Genomic DNA, 17177 nt, shown 5'->3' with positions numbered 1-17177 from the left:
AGCCGCGGTAGCGGCAAAGAGAATGGAATCATGCGCGGCCGCCGGTATAAGCCCCAACAAGGTAGTCAGTGCGTGTTAGCTGCACGCCAAAGTGGCAAGTCGGCGCCGCGGCGGCCAGCGCCGGGTGTTGCGAAGCAAACGCCGCTTACGGGGGGCGGTTACTTCAAGGGCAGCTTGATGTCCTTGAACATCGCTTCGATATCATCATTGGAGCGCAGCGCCACCGCCATATCGACCACATCGCGGGTCAGGTGCTGGGCAAAGCGATGGATAAAATCATACATATAGCTACGCAGGAAGGTGCTGCGACGAAACCCAATTTTAGTGGTGCTCTGGGCAAACAGATCGTCGGCGTTGATTTTGACCAAATCCGGATCCGCTTCGGTATTTACCGCCATGTTGGCGATAACGCCAACCCCCAACCCCATGCGCACATAGGTTTTTATGACATCCGCATCAGTGGCGGTAAACACGATGCGCGGCGTCAGGCCGGCGCGGTGGAAGGTGGTATCCAGCTCGGAGCGGCCGGTGAAACCAAAGGTATACGTCACCAGCGGAAACGCCGCCAACTCCTCTATAAACAGCGATGTCTTGTCGGCGAGCGGATGGTCCGGCAACACCACGACGGCCTGGTTCCAATGATAACAGGGCAGCATCACCAGATCGTCATACAGATGCAAAGCTTCGGTTGCGATGGCGAAATCCGCTGTCCCCTTTGACACCGCTTCGGCGATTTGGGTAAGCGAGCCTTGATGCATATGCAGCGAAACCCGTGGATAGCGCGTGATAAACCCTTTAATCACCTCCGGCAACGCATAGCGCGCCTGTGTATGGGTGGTCGCCACGTACAGCGACCCTTTATCAGGATAAGTATGTTCCCCTGCGACCGCCTTGATGGCATCGGCCTTGGACAGCACCTCGCGCGCGATGCGGATGATTTCCTGGCCCGCCGGTGTGACCTGGGTCAGATGCTTGCCGCTACGGGCAAAAATCTGCACACCCAGTTCATCCTCCAGCATCCGCACCTGCTTACTGATGCCGGGCTGAGAGGTGTAAAGTCCCTCGGCGGTGGAGGAGACATTCAGGTTGTGGTTGACCACTTCCACAATATAACGAAGTTGCTGCAATTTCATTGGCTTGTCCTGACGAATACCGTGAACCTGACGCACGGCTATAGGCCGCCGGCCCGGGGACGAACCAGGTTCTGCGAAAGCGCTTAAAAGCGTTGGTTATGACTAATACTATTTAATCATAAAAAACACTTAATATCACTTAATTATCAATTAAAAAAAGCCAATCGCGAGGTTGGCTCTGGGACGCTGGCGGCTTTTACTTTTTTGTCACCTGCCATTCGCCATCGATGTAGAAAGCGGTCCAGCCGGTGGCCTTGGCGTCTTTTTCCGATGAGACATATTGTTGCTTCGTTTTACGGCTAAAGCGCACTAACGTACTGTTGCCTTCGTCATCCTCGACGGGCGCGTCGCCCAGATAGCGCAGCTTTTCCGGTAGGCGATCGCGGAAGCGGGCCAACTCGGCTACCAGTGGCGCGCGAGTCTCGCGGGATTTCGGAAAGGTATTGGCGGCCAGAAATACGCCCGCCGCACCGTCGCGCAGGACAAAGTAAGCATCCGACTTCTCGCACGGCAGCTCGGGCAGCGGCACCGGATCTTCCTTCGGAGGCGCCACATCGCCATTGCGCAGGATTTTGCGAGTGTTCTTGCAGTCGTCGTTGGTGCAGGCCATGTATTTGCCAAAACGCCCCAGTTTCAGGTGCATATAGGCACCGCATTTCTCACACTCCACGACCGGACCGTCATAGCCCTTGATGCGAAACTCGCCCTGCTCGATATCATAGCCGTTGCACAGCGGGTTATTGCCGCACACGTGGAGTCTACGCTGCCCGTCGATAACATAGCTGTCCATGGCGGTGCCACATTTCCCGCAGCGCCAGCATGCGCGCAAGGCATTGGTTTCCGCATCGTCGCCCTCCAGCACGTTTAGGGTCTCTGATTCCGGGATCAGATTGATGGTATTTTTGCAGCGTTCTTTCGGCGGCAGCGCATAGCCCGAACAGCCGAGGAACACGCCGGTGCTGGCGGTACGGATCCCCATCTTGCGGCCACAGACCGGGCAGTCGATGCTGGTCATCACCGTCTGATTGGGCCGCATGCCGCCGTCTTCCGGATCTTTCTCGGCGTTTTCCAACTGCCGACTGAATTCCTGGAAGAAGGCATCCAGCACCCGCTTCCACTCCTGCTGATTGGAGGCCACCTGATCGAGGGTATCCTCCATCTTGGCAGTGAAATCGTAATTCATCAGCTCGCGGAAGTTTTCCTCCAGACGATCGGTGACGATTTCCCCCATTTTTTCGGCATAAAAACGGCGGTTTTCCGCATGGACATAGCCACGATCCTGGATGGTGGAGATGATGGAAACATAGGTCGACGGTCGGCCAATCCCGCGCTTTTCCAGCTCTTTCACCAGCGAGGCTTCACTGTAGCGGGCAGGCGGTTTGGTGAAATGCTGACTGGGCAGCAATTTGATAAGCGTAAGCGTCTGGCCTGCTTTTACCGCCGGCAGGGTCCGGTTTTCGTCGCCTTTGCGCAGCGCCGGCATGACCTTGGTCCAGCCGTCAAAACGTAACGTGCAGCCGCGGGCGCGCAGTTGAAACTCGCCGGCGGTAACGGTAAGCGTGGTGGAATCATATTGCGCAGGCGTCATTTGACAGGCGACAAACTGACGCCATATCAGCTGGTAGAGTTTCTGCGCATCGGCTTCCATGTCTTTCAGTTGTTCCGCCAGGGCGTTAACGTCGGAGGGGCGGATCGCCTCATGTGCTTCCTGGGCGTTATTTTTACTGGCGTATTCATTGGCCTGCTTCGACAAGTAGGGACTGCCGAAAGATGCGTTGATGTAGCCGCGCGCCATATTAAGCGCGTCCTGACTCAAGTTGGTGGAGTCGGTACGCATATAGGTGATATGTCCGGCTTCATATAAGCGCTGCGCCAGCGTCATGGTTTTCTTTACGCCATAGCCCAGGCGGGTGCTGGCCGCCTGTTGCAGCGTCGATGTGCTGAACGGTGCACCCGGCTTGCTGCTGGTCGGTTTATCGTCACGATCGCTGACCACGTAATCCGCATTTTCCAGCCCGTCTAGCGCCGCCTGGATTTGCTTCTGATTCACGGGCTTGAAAGGTTTCTCCTGTTGATGCGTCACCTGCATCGCCAGCGGCGCTGCCTGCGCCGTTTGCAGGTCGGCATGCAGTTCCCAATACTCTTCGGGGACAAACGCTTTGATTTCCCGCTCGCGTTCCACAACCAGGCGGACCGCGACCGACTGGACTCGTCCAGCCGACAGACCACGGGCAATTTTTTTCCACAGCAGCGGCGATACCATATAGCCTACGACGCGATCCATGAAACGCCGCGCCTGCTGGGCATTGACCCGATCAATATTCAGCTCGCCTGGCTGCTTAAAAGCCTGGGTAATGGCGTTGTGGGTGATTTCGTTGAACACAACGCGGCTGAAACGTTTATCATCACCGCCGATGACTTCGCGCAGATGCCAGGCGATAGCCTCCCCTTCGCGGTCAAGGTCGGTTGCGAGGTAGATGTGATCGGCTTTTTCCGCCAGCGCTTTCAGCTCGGTCACCACGTTCTCTTTACCGGGCAAAATCTCGTACCGGGCTTTCCAGCCATGGTAAGGATCGACGCCCATCCGGTTGACCAAGGCGAGTTGCGGGTCCGGTTTGCCTTTTTTCTTTTTACTGACGTCGGTGCTCTTTTGACTCGCTGAACCGCTGGTCGGCAAATCGCGGATGTGACCAACGCTGGACTTAACCACGTAATCGTTGCCTAAATATTTATTAATCGTTTTAGCTTTGGCTGGCGATTCAACGATAACGAGAGCTTTACCCATTTTTACCTTTACCTGAGTGATGTCTTCTGCAATAAGAAGTTTTTAGCGCCAGACCTTGGCTGGGCATACCTCTTTTTTTATATTGCGGCAGCGACGCCAAAAATCAACCTGTTTTTTGTCGCACTTCCCAAACGGGAGAACATTCGGTCAACTTCTTGTTAATCCGCTTATTTTTATAATAATCGCAGGCAATCGCTGCTTATTTTCCCGCTAATAGGTAACTAAATAACCACCCGATGCGCGGAGGGCCACACTGTACATGATAAAAAGACGGGTGCAACCAATAAGCGGGGAAAAAATGGTTTTACCTGATACTCAATTAGCAAAGTCGCAATCTAAACGAATAAACCTTAGTCGGTTTGCCGACAAACACAACCGGGTATTACAATAGGGCACGCGTTAACACAGGAGTGACAAATATGCACAACTTCACCATCGTCATAGACATAAAAAGTCTGTTAGAAGAAGCGAACCGAATAATTCGCTAGCACGAAGACTATATGCAGGGAATGCTGGCCACCGAGGTTGAATAGAAAGGACCGGTGCTAATTTTCGTGGTGAGTTTTTTCTTGATGAGCAAGAAATACCCACGCCAAAGACGACCGTCGTCTTTAATATGTTTAAGCATATTGCCCATGTCCTGTTGGAAAAATATCATTTGGCAGATTGATCTAGCGCGCCGGGTCAACTCCGCCGTCGTGCTACGAGCGGCGCCACTCGCTTTTCGGTGTGAAAGGGTCTGAAACGTGACTCAAAAATTCTCGTCTTCCCGGCAATAACTTATGTCCCGATGATCACATAAAGACTACGGTCATCACGGCCCCGCGGCTCCGTTAGGGCAAGCTGCTGGTAGCGCTTGCTGTTCCCGCACCGCGAGAGTAACGGCTTTGCGCCCTCTAAGCGGCGGCGAGCCCACCACCGTTTTGCGGCAGCTGACGCCCGATTGTCCGTTACAGCAGCGGCTTCTGCGCTCCTGGCAGCGCGCGCAGAAGCCGCTGCTTCAGGCTTAACGCGGCCCTATCGGTAAAGCGGACTCATCCAGCGTTTCGGCCGGCTAAAGCGTACGCTGATTACCTCATGCCGCGCCAATTGTCCAATTGGCAAATCGTCGCTGGTGCCGATAGCGTCCACCAGTCCCAAATGTTGCGCCTGCTCGCCATACCAATGCTCGCCGGTAGCGACGGCGTCGACATCAAGCGTAGGGCGCATACGCTGGACAAAGGACTTGAACAGTTGGTGTGTCTTATTCAACTCCTGCTGGAACTTCTCGCGCCCGGCGGGGGAATTTTCGCCAAACAGCGTCAGCGTCCGTTTATAAGCGCCGGCGGTGTGCAGCTCCATATTAATATTGTTACGTTTCAACAGGCGCTGAAAGTTAGGGATCTGCGCGACCACGGCTATGAAGCCGATAATAGCAAAGGGGTCGGCGACCTTATCTACCGCGACGGTGAGCGGGATGCCTTTTCCCCGCAGCCGCTGCAGCTCTGACGCCGCCAGAGCCATAGCCGTGCACCACGCCGCCGGGGCTTTCGAGCCGCAGCAATACTTCATCTCCCGACTTGGCCACCGACAACACGGCGGTAATTTCCTCGCGCAGCGAGCTCACCTCTCCCGCGTCCATACTACCGGTAAAGTCCAGCACGTACAGGCAAGAACGGGCCCCAGCGTTATTCCCCCGCATCGCCAGAAGTTTGGCCTGTTTGGCTTCGACGTTATCCTACTTTTTGTGCCGTTTGTGCCGTTTGTGCCGTTTGTGCCGTTTGTGCCGTTTGTGCCAAACGCCCTTCTCGGCTTCGCTTAGCCTTGCCAGTTGCATCTCCCGCTGTCTCTCGCGGTAGTCCTTGCCCAAATCCTCGATTTGGATCTGTCCTTTACGCTAACGCGTCCGCAGGCGTAAACCAAACACCACTAATAATAGCGCGCCGATCGCCAGTACTACGGTGAGGGTTTTGGCCAGAAAAAGTCCGTACAACACAAAATATTCCACAAAACCGCCTTGCTAATTATGAGTACAGTTGCCAACTATTCTAGCCAAGGGTCTGCGCCGCGTCGCCTGAAAAATCAGAATAATGCCGCCAGGGGGAGAGGCTCGCTTCCCGTCTAAGGCGAAGTGTGCCGGCCTGCGTCAGACCAGGGCTCGCAACCCTTATCGCCGGGCAACCGGTCGCCGAGCACCGCGCAGGGCGCGCGTGCGCGCCGCTTTCTTGCGAGCGTGACGCACAGGGGTCGGAATGCCGGCGATTGAAATACCCTGCTGGATCAGGCATAAAAAGAAACAAATCTGTCCATACGGGCGGCGATAATTAACGATTGGTGGCAAAGTTCACAGCAGAGGAGTGCGGCGTGTATTATCAGCCCAAACGTAATTTATTGGATCAAAAACACATTCTGGTGACCGGCGCCGGTGACGGCATTGGCCGTGAAGCGGCCCTGACCTATGCCCGCCACGGTGCGTCGGTACTGTTGCTCGGCAGAACGGAACATAAACTCAACGCGGTAAAGCAGGCCATCGCCGAGGCCGGCGGCCCTGAGGCGCGCGTGCTGGTGCTGGATTTGGCCTGTCCCGATCCTCAACCCTATCAGTCGCTGGCCCAGCGCCTGTCCCATGACCTTCCCCACCTGGACGGTTTGCTGAATAACGCTGGCTTATTGGGGGAAATCGCGCCCATGACCGAGCAGACGCCCGCGCGCTGGTCGGAAGTCATGGCGGTGAATATTAATGGCACCTTCATGCTGACGCAGGCGTTGCTGCCGCTGCTGCTAAAAGCCAGCGGATCGTCGCTGATTTTCAGCACCTCCAGCGTGGGCCGCCAAGGACGCGCAAACTGGGGGGCTTATTCAGTGTCCAAGTTTGCCACCGAAGGGATGATGCAGGTGCTGGCGGACGAGTATCCCGCATCCACGCTGCTGCGGGTTAACTGCATCAACCCCGGCGGCACCCGCACCGGCATGCGCGCCAGCGCTTACCCTGCGGAAGAGGCCGATCGGCTGAAAACCCCGGCGGATATCATGCCCATCTATCTTTATTTGATGGGTGACGATAGCCGGGGTAAAACCGGCATCAGCTTTGACGCGCAGCCCGATCGCAAACCCGGTCCAGCCACCTGATACCCGTGCATGGCCGTCCGCGCTGCTGTGCGGCCTTTGTGAGAAAGCGCTTATATGGACGGCAAACGCCACCAACAGCGGCAACAACGGTTAAAAGAGCAGGTCGACGCCCGCATCAGCGCCGCCACTGAACGGCGTGGGATCCTGATGATTTTTACCGGCAATGGCAAAGGCAAAACCACCGCCGGTTTCGGGACCCTTACTCGTACCGTTGGCCACGGACTTCGCGCCGCGGTGGTGGAATTTATCAAGGGGCAGTGGCCCAACGGCGAACGGCAGCTTTTGGAGCCGCACGGCGTCGAGTTTTAAGTGATGGCCACCGGTTTTACCTGGGAGACGCAGAATCACGAGTTCGACCGCGCCGCCGCGCAAGCGACCTGCCGCCATGCCCAGCGCATGTTGGCAGACGATACGCTGGATATTGTGCTGCGTGATGAGCTGACCTATATGATCAGCTATGACTATCTGGATCGCGAAGAGGTTATCGCAGCCCTTGCCGCGCGCCAAAGCGTCATCATCACCGGACGGGGCTGCCACCGAGCATTGCTGGTGATGGCGGATACGGTCAGCGAGATGCGTCCGATGAAACACGCTTTCGACGGCGGCATCATGGCGCAGCAGGGAATTGATTGGTGACACTGTCACGTAGGCAGGCGTTTTTTTAAGTCAGGCGCCGAAACCGCACTGACGACGCCACGTGACACGATCGCTAAGACGCGACCCCGGCGTAGGTTGCCCACCCGCACTTCTTGGGCGTTATAACCGGGAGAAATGCTCAAGCGCATTGGTCATGCGGCGATGGGTCCCGGCCTTAAGGCGAACACAGGTTCTGGCGCTCGCCTCAGCCGGGGCGCGGGCGCCGTTAACCGACACCGTTATTACGTTTGCTGCTTTGGCCAACGCGTCGCGATGGCACTCTCTGGCTGTTGCGCTTCACCGCACGGCGAATTTGCGTTGCTTTCAGGCGGCGGCGATCGCGCTCGACCGGCAGTTTGGTGACCGATTCAAGCGGCAACTGCACTTTTTCGCGCAAGTAGTTGGTCTGCTCAAGCGGCAGTTCGGTCCAGCCGCCGCGCGGCAGCCCTTTCGGCAGCGTAACGTCGCCGTAGCGCACACGGATAAGCCGGCTGACCTGCACCCCAACCGCCTCCCATAGGCGCCGCACCTCGCGATTGCGCCCTTCCGTCAAGGTCACATTGTACCACTGGTTGAGACCTTCGCCGCCCTGGAACGTCAAACTGCGGAAAGCCGCTGGGCCATCATCTAGCTGCAGGCCGCGGGTCAACTGACGCTGCTTATCCTCATCCACTTCGCCAAAAACGCGCACGGCATATTCACGCTCGATTTCACAGCTTGGATGCATCAGACGATTGGCCAGTTCCCCGTCGGTGGTGAATAACAACAGTCCCGAGGTATTGATGTCCAGTCGTCCGGCGGCCACCCAGCGGGCATTATTAAGACGCGGAAGGCGATCGAACACCGTTGGCCGACCGTCCGGATCAAGGCGCGTACACAGTTCGCCTTCCGGCTTGTAATAGGCCAGCACGCGGCATACGGCATCTTCCACCGGTTTGATGACGATGATGCGCCCATCAATACGGATTTTGGTGGTGCTGGTGACGTCAACGCGATCCCCGAGGGTGGCGACTTTGCCGTCAACGCTGACGCGGCCCTGTTCGATTACGGCTTCGATTTTGCGGCGGGAACCCTGACCGGCGCGGGCCAGGACTTTTTGCAGTTTTTCGCTTTCGCTCATGGCGAATCTCACATGTCGCCTTCACAGGCGTCGAATGGATTAAAAATACATTAAAATCAAAATGTTAACTGAAACGCTTGCGTTATTATACAGATTTATCCTTCCCCTGTAATCTTTATTCTACCCCCGCTGGGGCAGCATGATGGCGAACAAACGGCACAGCTCAATCCTGCTGTCGGCAGGCGCTCTTAAGATGAGCGGCGTAACCTGGAGCGCCGGCGATCCCCGGACGGCAAGCGCCGATCCGGCCCATTTGCTGCACCTTGGCAAACCGGCAGTGCGGATTAGGCTATCACCGCACTGCCTTGATGCAATGCAGGCGCATGGCCGCTCTGGTGCGACAGGCTTTAGCCGCCACCGCGGATCAAGTCTCTGTGCTCACGCTCACCGGCATGCCGCCAGACTACCGCGTCGGTTCAGTTACACCCCGCCGGGTGGCGCGTGGCTCACAGAAACGGTGAGATATCGCCAACCCCCTGGCGCACCACCCGCAGCGTCGGATCGGTCAAATCGATGAACGTCATGGGTTGCTGACCGAGAAAGCCGCCGTGGATAACCAGATCGACGTGTTTACCCAGGTGATCACGAATGGATTCCGGGTCGGATTCGGCAAAATCATTGCCCGGCAGCATCAAGGTCGTGGACATCATCGGTTCATCCAAGACCTCAAGTAGTGCGAGCGCGATAGGATTCGACGGCACGCGCCGGCCGATGGTTTTACGCTTGTCGCTCATAAGCCGGCGCGGCACTTCCTTGGTAGCCTTAAGGATAAAGGTGTATTTACCGGGGTGTTATTTTTCATCAGTCTGAACGCCTGGTTGTCCACCTGCGCATAGGTGAATAATTCAGAAAGATCGCGGCATACCAGGGTAAAATTATTATGACCGTCCAACTGACGTATGCGGCAAATGTGCTCCATGGCCGTTTTGTCTTCAAGCTGGCAGCCCAAGACATAGCCAGAGTCGGTTGGATAGACAATGACCGCGCCTTTGCGTAGCAGATTCACCGCCTGGCTCACCAGACGCAGCTGCGGATTATCCGGGTAAAGGGTAAAGAGCTGACTTATTAATCAAACACTCCTTATTAGGGCGCCCGGCAGAGCTCACGGGCAGCCTGGTTTATCCCTCTGCGGCGCCGGGAGGTTTGGCGCAGGGGGTAACACCGGCCAGTCACGCCATACCGGCTCAATGCCTCCCGGCAGCCACAATTTGCGCCCCAGCTCAATCTAGGCGCAGGGTCGATGAAAATCGGACCCTTGTGAAGCGAGAAGTCGATAATCACGGGCATAGGCCGCAAGCTGACTCCTCTCTTGCGGAGACTGCTGGCCCTGCGCGACTTCCATGGCATCGCCGCCGGCGGCGGTAAAATGCGCCGGCGGCTGTTTCAACCACTTGGCCGACAGATGATAACGCCCGGGGTGGGCCACTACCGCCTCTCCCCCTGCCAGGTGGATCGTTTCAATCGCATCTTCTATTGTACACCACTGTGGCGGGACATAGCCGGTTTTCCCCCGCGACAGATATTTTTTAAAGACGTTGGCGACGTTAGTGGCCACGCCAAGGCTGACCAGATAGCGCGCAAAATGGCCGCGGGTCACCAGATCGTTTTGCGCCAACTGCCGGGCTCCGTGCGAGGGGTCGTGGATGCCCGACTTGACCAGCCGCTCTGCAATGGCAGGCGCGCGCGCCAGGCGCTGCAGACGCTGCGACGCCAGCAATGCCGTCAGCGCCGGGGGAGGCGGCGCAACGTTCAATCCAACGATATGGATTTCGTGATGCTGCCAAAGGGTGGAGATTTCCACCCCCGCCACCAGGTTGAGCGGCAAATTGAGCGCGGCAATGGCCTCCTCGTCGGGGGCAATACCCTCGACGGTATCATGATCCGTTATCGCCAGCACATCGAGGCCCATCCCATGGGTGCGCACCACCAGTTCCCGCGGCGTGAGCAGGCCATCGGAGGCGGTGGTATGGCTGTGCAGGTCATAAATAACGCGTAAGGCTGTCGTCATCGGTTGTGCCGTCAAGGGATCTCCCCGTGGTGTTCATTGCCCTCCATGATAACGATAAACAGAGCTGAATCGAACTAGTGGATTTATTTTCGTGAGTTCATCCATTGTGGTTGACTTTTTATCTTTGAAATAGTTTATTAGTACGTTGTTCAACAACAACCTTCGAGACGCGCAAAATAATGACCTTTTCAAGCGTAATGCTTCACTGGTGGCGCACCTCCCTTTAGGGGGTGGTGAAATCATAAGTCGCTGTCATCAGACAGAGCACGATCCCAAATAGCCCGCTGCGTTAGCGGGTTTTTTTATGGGCGATAATCAGGAAAACAGATAATGCCAATACTAACCAAGTCAGTACCAGATAGAATTGCTGCACGCGCAGGCCTCTTACCGCCCCGATCCGACGGCCATGTTCAATCAGTTGTGCGTCGCGCGGTCCGCGACGCTATTGCTGGAATCGGCCGAGATCGATAAGAAGCATGATCTGGAAAGCATGATGGTGGTGGATAGCGCGCTGCGTATCACCGCTCTTGGCCAGACCGTCACGCTACATACAGGGGCTGAGCGCCAACAGTGCAGCGCCGTTGGCGCTATTGGATGCCGCCTTACCCGAAGAGGTCACGATCGTCGCCCATCCCTACGGCCGCGAATTAACTTTCCCGCCGTCGGTACAGGACGTGGATGAAGATGCCCGCCTGCGCTCACTGTCGGTATTCGATTGCCAGCGCCTGCTCCTCTGCTCCTGACGCTGGTCGGCCAGCCGCTGGACGCGCCGAAAGCAATGTTTGTCGGCGGACTGTTCGCCTATGATCTGATCTCGTCGCGGGCTTTGAATCTCTGCCGCTGCTGCGTCCGGGACAACGCTGCCCCGATTACTGCTTCTATCTGGCGGAAGCGCTGCTGATCCTCGATCATCAGCAACAAACCTGCGAACTGCAATGCAGCCTGTTCAGCCCCAGTCCGTCGGAAAAGCAGCGGTTGCAGCACCGCCTTGAGCAGTTGCAGCATCAGCTCATCCAAGCGCCGGAGCCCATTCCGCATCAAATCATCGACACCATGACATTGACCTGCAGCCAAAGCGACGAAGAGTATGGCCAGGTCGTGCGCTGGATGCAGCAGGCGATCCGCGAAGGAGAAATTTTCCAGGTCGTGCCTTCGCGGCGCTTCTCACTCCCCTGTCCTTCGGAGCTCGCCGCCTACCACGTTGAAGAAAAGCAATCCCAGTCCGTATATGTTTTTTATGCAGGATAATGAGTTCCTCCTGTTTGGCGCCTCGCCGGAAAGCTCGCTGAAATACCCCCCTGAGACCGGACAGATTGAAATCTACCCTATCGCCGGCACCCGGCCGCGCGGCCGGAGCGCCGACGGCGCGCTGGATGCCGATCTCGACAGCCGCATTGAGTTGGAAATGCGCGCCGATCATAAAGAACTGGCCGAACACTTAATGCTGGTGGATTTGGCGCGCAATGATCTGGCGCGTATCTGCGAGCCGGGCACCCGTTATGTAGCCGATCTGACCAAAGTCGATCGTTACTCCTTCGTGATGCATTTGGTATCGCGGGTCGTCGGCCATCGGCGCGACGATCTTGACGTACTGCACGCCTACCGCGCCTGCATGAATATGGGCACCTTGAGCGGGGCGCCGAAAGTCCGCGCCATGCAGCTTATCGCCGAGGCAGCTACGGCGGCGCGATTGGCTATTTTACCGCCGCCGGCGCGCTCGATACCTGCATTGTCATCCGTTCCGCCTACGTCGAAGACGGCATCGCCACGCTGCAGGCCGGCGCAGGCGTGGTACTGGATTCCGTTCCACAGGCGGAAGCCGACGAAAGCCGCAACAAAGCGCGTGCCGTTTTGCGCGCCATTGCTACCGCCCACGACGCAAAGGAGCTGTTCTAATGGCCGACATCTTGTTACTTGATAATATCGACTCTTTTCACCTATAACCTGGTGGATCAGCTGCGCGCCAACGGCCACCGGGTAGTGATTTAGCGCAACCGGCTACCGGCCGCACTCATCACGCGGACGCTGTCCGAAATGGAAAACCCGATCCTGATGCTCTCGCCAGGCCCCGGTGCGCCGGCCTAGGCGGGCGGCATGCCAGCATTGTTCACGACGCTGCGCGGCCGGTTACCCATCATCGGCATCTGCCTGGGCCATCAGGCGATTGTGGAAGCTTACGGCGGCCACGTCGGCCAGGCGGGCGAGATTTTGCACGGTAAGGCCTCGCCCATCCGCCACGATAACCAGGGCATGTTCGCCGGCCTGCTGAACCCGCTGCCGGTGGCGCGCTATCATTCGCTGGTCGGGAGTCAGGTGTCGGCAACGCTTACGGTCAACACTTACTTTAACGACATGGTGATGGCGGTACGCAATGATGCCGATCGGATCTACGGCTTTCAGTTCCACCCCGAATCCATTTTAACCACTCAGGGAGCACATTTGTTAAACCAAACGCTCGCCTGGGCACTGGCGTAATCAGAAGGACTTTTTCATGCAAGCGATACTGGAACATCTCTATCAGGGTGGGCGTATCAGCCGTGGACAAAGCCAGCAGCTGTTCGGGGCCATCATTCAAGGGCAACTGGCTCCGGAACGGCTGGTGGTCGCGCTTATCAGCATGAAGGTGCGCGGCGAATAGCCCGAGGAAATCGCCGGTGCCGCCAGCGCGCTGTTGGCAGATGCCAGCCCGTTTCCGCGTCCTGATTATGCTTTTGCCGATATCGTCGGCCCCGGCGGCGGCAACAGCATCAACATTTCTACCGCCAGCTGCGGCGCCCGGGTGGCTAAGCACGGCAACCGCAGCGTTTCAAGCCGCTCAGGCTCGTCGAACCTCCTGGCAGCGTTCGGTATCCGGCTGGATATGCCGGCCGCGCTGTCGCGTCAGGCGTTGGATGAACTGGGCATGTGCTTCCTGTTCGCCCCGCAGTACCACTCCGGCTTTCACCACGCGATGCCGGTGCGGCAACTGTTGAAAACTCGTACCCTGTTTAATGTACTGGGTCCGCTAATCAACCCGGCCCGACCGCCGCTGGCGCTGATTGGCGTCTACAGCCCGGAACTGGTGCTGCCAATTGCCGAGACGCTGCGCGTGTTGGGCTATCAACGCGCCGCGGTGGTACACGGCGGCGGCATGGATGAAGTCGCCCTGCGTGCGCCGACGCACGTGGCAGAGCTGCGCGAGGGGACGATTGAGAGTTACACCCTGAATGCGGCGGATTTCGGCCTGTCGGCCCACTCAGCAGAGGCGCTGCGGGGGGGGGATCGCCGGAAGAAAACCATGACATTTTGGCGCGTTTGTTACAAGGTAAAGGTGAACCCGCGCATGAATCCGCCGTCGCCGCCAACCTGGCCCTGCTGCTCAAATTGTTCGGGCAGGAAAATCTCCGTGACAACACCCATCAGGCGCTGGAGGAAATTCACGGCGGTGCCTTCTATGCGCGCGTGATGGCACTGGCAGCAAGAGGATAAGAAAGTCATGCAGGACACGGTACTTGCGAAAATCGTCGCAGATAAATATGAATGGGTTGCCGAGCAGCAACGGCTGAAGCCGTTGGACGGTTTCCGCCATCAGGTTGCGCCCAGCACACGGAGTTTTTATCACGCGCTGTCCGGTACCCGCACGGCATTTATACTGGAGTGCAAAAAGGCATCGCCGTCCAAAGGCCTTATTCGCGACGATTTTGACCCGGTCACCATCGCGGACGTTTACCGGCATTATGCAAAGATTTTATTGTCGACCCCTGGCAGATTTACTTCGCGCGCCTGCATCAGGCGGACGCAGTTCTACTGATGTTGTCCGTCCTCGACGACGAAACTTACCGCGCGTCGGCGGCGGTGTGGCCCACAGCCTGAATATGGGTGTGTTGAGCGAAGTCATCAGCGATGAAGAGGGCGCGCGCGCCATTGCGCTGGGCGTAAAAGTCGTGGGCATCAACAACCGCGATCTGCGCGATCTGTCGATTGATTTGAACCGCACCCGCACGCTCGGTCCGCGGCTGCCGGCGCGCGTGACGATCATCAGCGAATCCGGTATCAACCACTATCGCCAGGTGCACGAGCTCAGCCACTACGCCAATGGCTTCCTGATCGGCAGCGCGCTAATGTCTGAACCCGATCTGACGATGGCGGTGCGTCGGGTCCTGGTGGGCGAGAACAAAGTGTGCGGACTTACTCGCGCCGTCGATGCGCGCGCTGCCCTGGAAGCGGGCGCGATTTACGGCGGGCTGATTTTTGTTCCCGGCTCCCCGCGGTGTGTGGATATCGACACCGCCTGCACCGTGATGGCCGGCGCTGCGTTGCGCTATGTCGGCATGTTTCGCGATGCGCCGGTGGCAGACGTCGCTGCGACCGCCAGCATGCTGTCGCTGGCGGCAGTTCAACTGCACGGCGACGAAGATCAGATCTATATCGATGCGCTGCGCCCTGCCGCCCGAGTGCCGCATCTGGAAGGCGCTGGATATGCGCCAGGCCCTGTCGGCGGGCGATTCTGACCCAGGTCGATCGCTATGTGCTGGACAACGGCGGCGGCAGCGGCAAACCTTTCGCTTGGTCGCTGTTAAACGGGGCCTCGCTGGATAACGTCATTCTGGCGGGCAGCCTGGCGGCGGACAACTGCGTGGCGGCAGCCCGTCTCGGTTGCGCCGGACTGGACTTCAACTCCAGCGTGGAAAGCGCGCCGGGTATTAAAGATCATCATAAACTGGCTACGGTATTTCAAACGCTGCGCGCCTATTAACCTTCAGCCTGACACCGTAAGAGATAATCAAGCATGACACGACTTAATCCCTATTTTGGCGAGTTTAGCGGCATGTATGTGCCGCAAATCCTGATGCCTGCGCTGATTCAGCTGGAAGACACGTTCGTCAGCGCCCAGAGCGACCCGGCGTTTCAGGCCGAATTCAGCAATTTGCTGACAAACTACGCCGACTGACCGACCCCGCTCACGCTGTGCCACAACCTGACTGCCGGCATCCGGACCAAACTTTATCTCAAACGCGAAGACCTGCTGCACGGCGGCGACTATAAAACCAATCAGGTGTTGGGGCAGGCGCTGCTGGCCAAACGAATGGGCAAAACTGAAATCATCGCCGAAACCGGCGCCGGTCAGCACAGCGTGGCCTCCGCCCTGTCCTCCGCACTGCTGGGGCTGAAATGCCGTATTTATATGGGCGCCAAAGACGTCGAACGCCAGTCGCCCAATGTTTTTCGCATGTGGCTGATGGGAGCCGAGGTCATTCCGGTCCACAGCGGGTCCTCCACCTTAAAAGACGCCTGCAACGAAGCGTTGCGCGACTGGTCGGATAGCTATGAACGCGCCCACTACATGCTCGGCACCGCCGCAGGCCCGCATCCGTTCCCGACCATCGTGCGCAAATTCCAGCGTATGATCGGCGAGGAAACGCGTGCGCATCTGCAAGAGCAACGAGCAGCGTCTGCCGGATGCGGTTATCACTTGCGTCGGCGGCGGCACCCCCCGCCATCGGCATGTTCGCCGATTTCATCGATGAACCGGCGGTTCGCCTGATAGGTGTAGAGCCGGGCAGCATGTGGCGTCGTTGAAACATGGCCGCACCGGCATCTATTTCGGCATGAAGTCGCCGATGATGCAATCCGCCGAAGGGCAGATTGAGGAATCCTACTCCATATCGGCCGGCCTGGATTTTCCCTCGGTGGGTCCCCAGCATGCCTACCTTAATAGCATAGGCCGGGCGGAATACGTATCGGCTACCGACGAAGAAACCCTGGATGCCTTCCGTCGTTTTTCCCGCCATGAGGGCATTATTCCGGCGCTGGAATCGTCCCATGCGTTGGCCCACGCGCTGAGAATGATACAAGCGGAACTGGAGAAGGAGCAGATCCTGGTGGACAACCTGTCCGGCCGCGGCGATAAAGATATTTTCACCGTTCATGATATTCTGAAGGCGCGAGGAGACATTTAATGGAACGCTATCAGCAACTATTCAGCCAGCTCGCGGCGCGCCATGAAGGCGCATTTGTGTTTTTTTGTGACGCTTGGTGATCCCAACCCCACGCTCTCGCTACGCATCATCGATACGCTGATTGACGCCGGCGCCAATGCACTGGAGCTGGGCATCCCGTTCTCCGATCTGTAGTGTCACACTGAATTTGGCCACCTGAACAGAGGTGATCTGCTCACCTCAGAACAACACGGGTGCTCCAATGAAAAAAAGAAATTTTAGTCCTGAATTCAAACGCGAATCCGCTCAACTGGTTGTCGACCAAAATTACACCGTCGCGCCAGCAGCAAAAGCCATGGACGTCGGCCTTTCTACGATGACGAAATGGGTAAAACAACTGCGTGATAAGCGACAGGGGAAAACGCCAAAGGCCTCTCCCATAACCCCGGAACAAATCGAAATACGTGAG

At 57.5% G+C, this 17177-nt stretch carries 5 protein-coding genes, 10 pseudogenes and 1 other annotated feature; of the genes and pseudogenes, 9 read left to right on the top strand and 6 right to left on the bottom strand.

Features of this window, described 5'->3' with window-relative positions; all coding sequences use genetic code 11:
* Positions 1-158: 158 nt before the first annotated feature.
* Together cysB and topA are read right to left on the bottom strand one after the other, a co-directional pair.
* Positions 159-1133, bottom strand: coding sequence for an HTH-type transcriptional regulator CysB (cysB, locus tag ACTBDU_RS04395; RefSeq protein ID WP_438805697.1), 975 nt, complete (start codon positions 1131-1133; stop codon positions 159-161).
* Positions 1134-1329: 196 nt separating this feature from the next.
* A complete protein-coding gene (topA, locus tag ACTBDU_RS04390) occupies positions 1330-3918 on the bottom strand; it encodes a type I DNA topoisomerase (protein WP_438805678.1) in 2589 nt (862 codons plus the stop codon).
* A gap of 419 nt (positions 3919-4337) precedes the next feature.
* On the opposite strand from topA, the pseudogene ACTBDU_RS04385 reads away from it, so the two are divergent.
* Positions 4338-4588, top strand: a pseudogene (locus tag ACTBDU_RS04385) (DUF2498 family protein).
* Between the two features lie 280 nt (positions 4589-4868).
* Here ACTBDU_RS04385 and sohB read toward each other — a convergent pair.
* Positions 4869-5905 (bottom strand): annotated as a pseudogene (gene sohB / locus ACTBDU_RS04380) (protease SohB).
* 356 nt (positions 5906-6261) lie between these two features.
* Between sohB and ACTBDU_RS04375 the strand changes: the two are divergent.
* Complete coding sequence (locus ACTBDU_RS04375) at positions 6262-7026, top strand: YciK family oxidoreductase (protein ID WP_438805677.1); 765 nt, start codon at positions 6262-6264, stop codon at positions 7024-7026.
* Positions 7027-7080: 54 nt separating this feature from the next.
* A pseudogene (gene cobO, locus ACTBDU_RS04370) lies at positions 7081-7662 on the top strand (cob(I)yrinic acid a,c-diamide adenosyltransferase).
* Between the two features lie 226 nt (positions 7663-7888).
* Here the strand turns inward: cobO and rluB are convergent.
* The 3 genes and pseudogenes from rluB to rnm all read right to left on the bottom strand — a co-directional run bounded on the left by rluB (position 7889) and on the right by rnm (position 10790).
* The gene (gene rluB / locus ACTBDU_RS04365; protein ID WP_438805676.1) at positions 7889-8782 is read right to left on the bottom strand and encodes a 23S rRNA pseudouridine(2605) synthase RluB; all 894 of its coding nucleotides are present in this window, start codon (positions 8780-8782) and stop codon (positions 7889-7891) included.
* Between the two features lie 446 nt (positions 8783-9228).
* Positions 9229-9848, bottom strand: a pseudogene (locus ACTBDU_RS04360) (L-threonylcarbamoyladenylate synthase).
* Between the two features lie 36 nt (positions 9849-9884).
* Positions 9885-10790: pseudogene (gene rnm, locus ACTBDU_RS04355) on the bottom strand (RNase RNM).
* Positions 10791-10990: 200 nt separating this feature from the next.
* Positions 10991-11096, top strand: a sequence feature (Trp leader region).
* 100 nt (positions 11097-11196) lie between these two features.
* Here rnm and ACTBDU_RS04350 point away from each other — a divergent pair.
* From ACTBDU_RS04350 to ACTBDU_RS04325, 6 genes and pseudogenes are all read left to right on the top strand, one after another.
* Positions 11197-12686: pseudogene (locus ACTBDU_RS04350) on the top strand (anthranilate synthase component 1).
* Positions 12686-14258: pseudogene (gene trpD, locus ACTBDU_RS04345) on the top strand (bifunctional anthranilate synthase glutamate amidotransferase component TrpG/anthranilate phosphoribosyltransferase TrpD). Before ACTBDU_RS04350 ends, trpD begins: the two co-directional pseudogenes overlap by 1 nt.
* 7 nt (positions 14259-14265) lie before the next feature.
* A pseudogene (gene trpCF / locus ACTBDU_RS04340) lies at positions 14266-15525 on the top strand (bifunctional indole-3-glycerol-phosphate synthase TrpC/phosphoribosylanthranilate isomerase TrpF).
* Positions 15526-15558: 33 nt separating this feature from the next.
* Positions 15559-16729, top strand: a pseudogene (gene trpB, locus ACTBDU_RS04335) (tryptophan synthase subunit beta).
* Positions 16729-16897: pseudogene (locus ACTBDU_RS04330) on the top strand (tryptophan synthase subunit alpha); the annotation flags it as partial. The pseudogenes trpB and ACTBDU_RS04330, both read left to right, overlap by 1 nt.
* 73 nt (positions 16898-16970) lie before the next feature.
* Positions 16971-17177 (top strand): transposase (locus ACTBDU_RS04325; protein WP_438805675.1); only part of this gene is annotated, 207 nt, incomplete at its 3' end.

Source organism: Sodalis sp. (in: enterobacteria) (assembly GCF_051710625.1).
Classification (GTDB): domain Bacteria; phylum Pseudomonadota; class Gammaproteobacteria; order Enterobacterales; family Enterobacteriaceae; genus JBPESN01.
The sequence above is the reverse complement of the archived record's forward strand: the minus strand, read 5'-3'. Positions and strand labels throughout refer to the sequence as shown.

What these genes read in the sequence shown, in the direction of transcription:
- cysB (WP_438805697.1), bottom strand. Translation starts at nt 1,133, where the DNA reads ATGAAATTGCAGCAACTTCGTTATATTGTGGAAGTGGTCAACCACAAC.
- topA (WP_438805678.1), bottom strand. Translation starts at nt 3,918, where the DNA reads ATGGGTAAAGCTCTCGTTATCGTTGAATCGCCAGCCAAAGCTAAAACG.
- rluB (WP_438805676.1), bottom strand. Translation starts at nt 8,782, where the DNA reads ATGAGCGAAAGCGAAAAACTGCAAAAAGTCCTGGCCCGCGCCGGTCAG.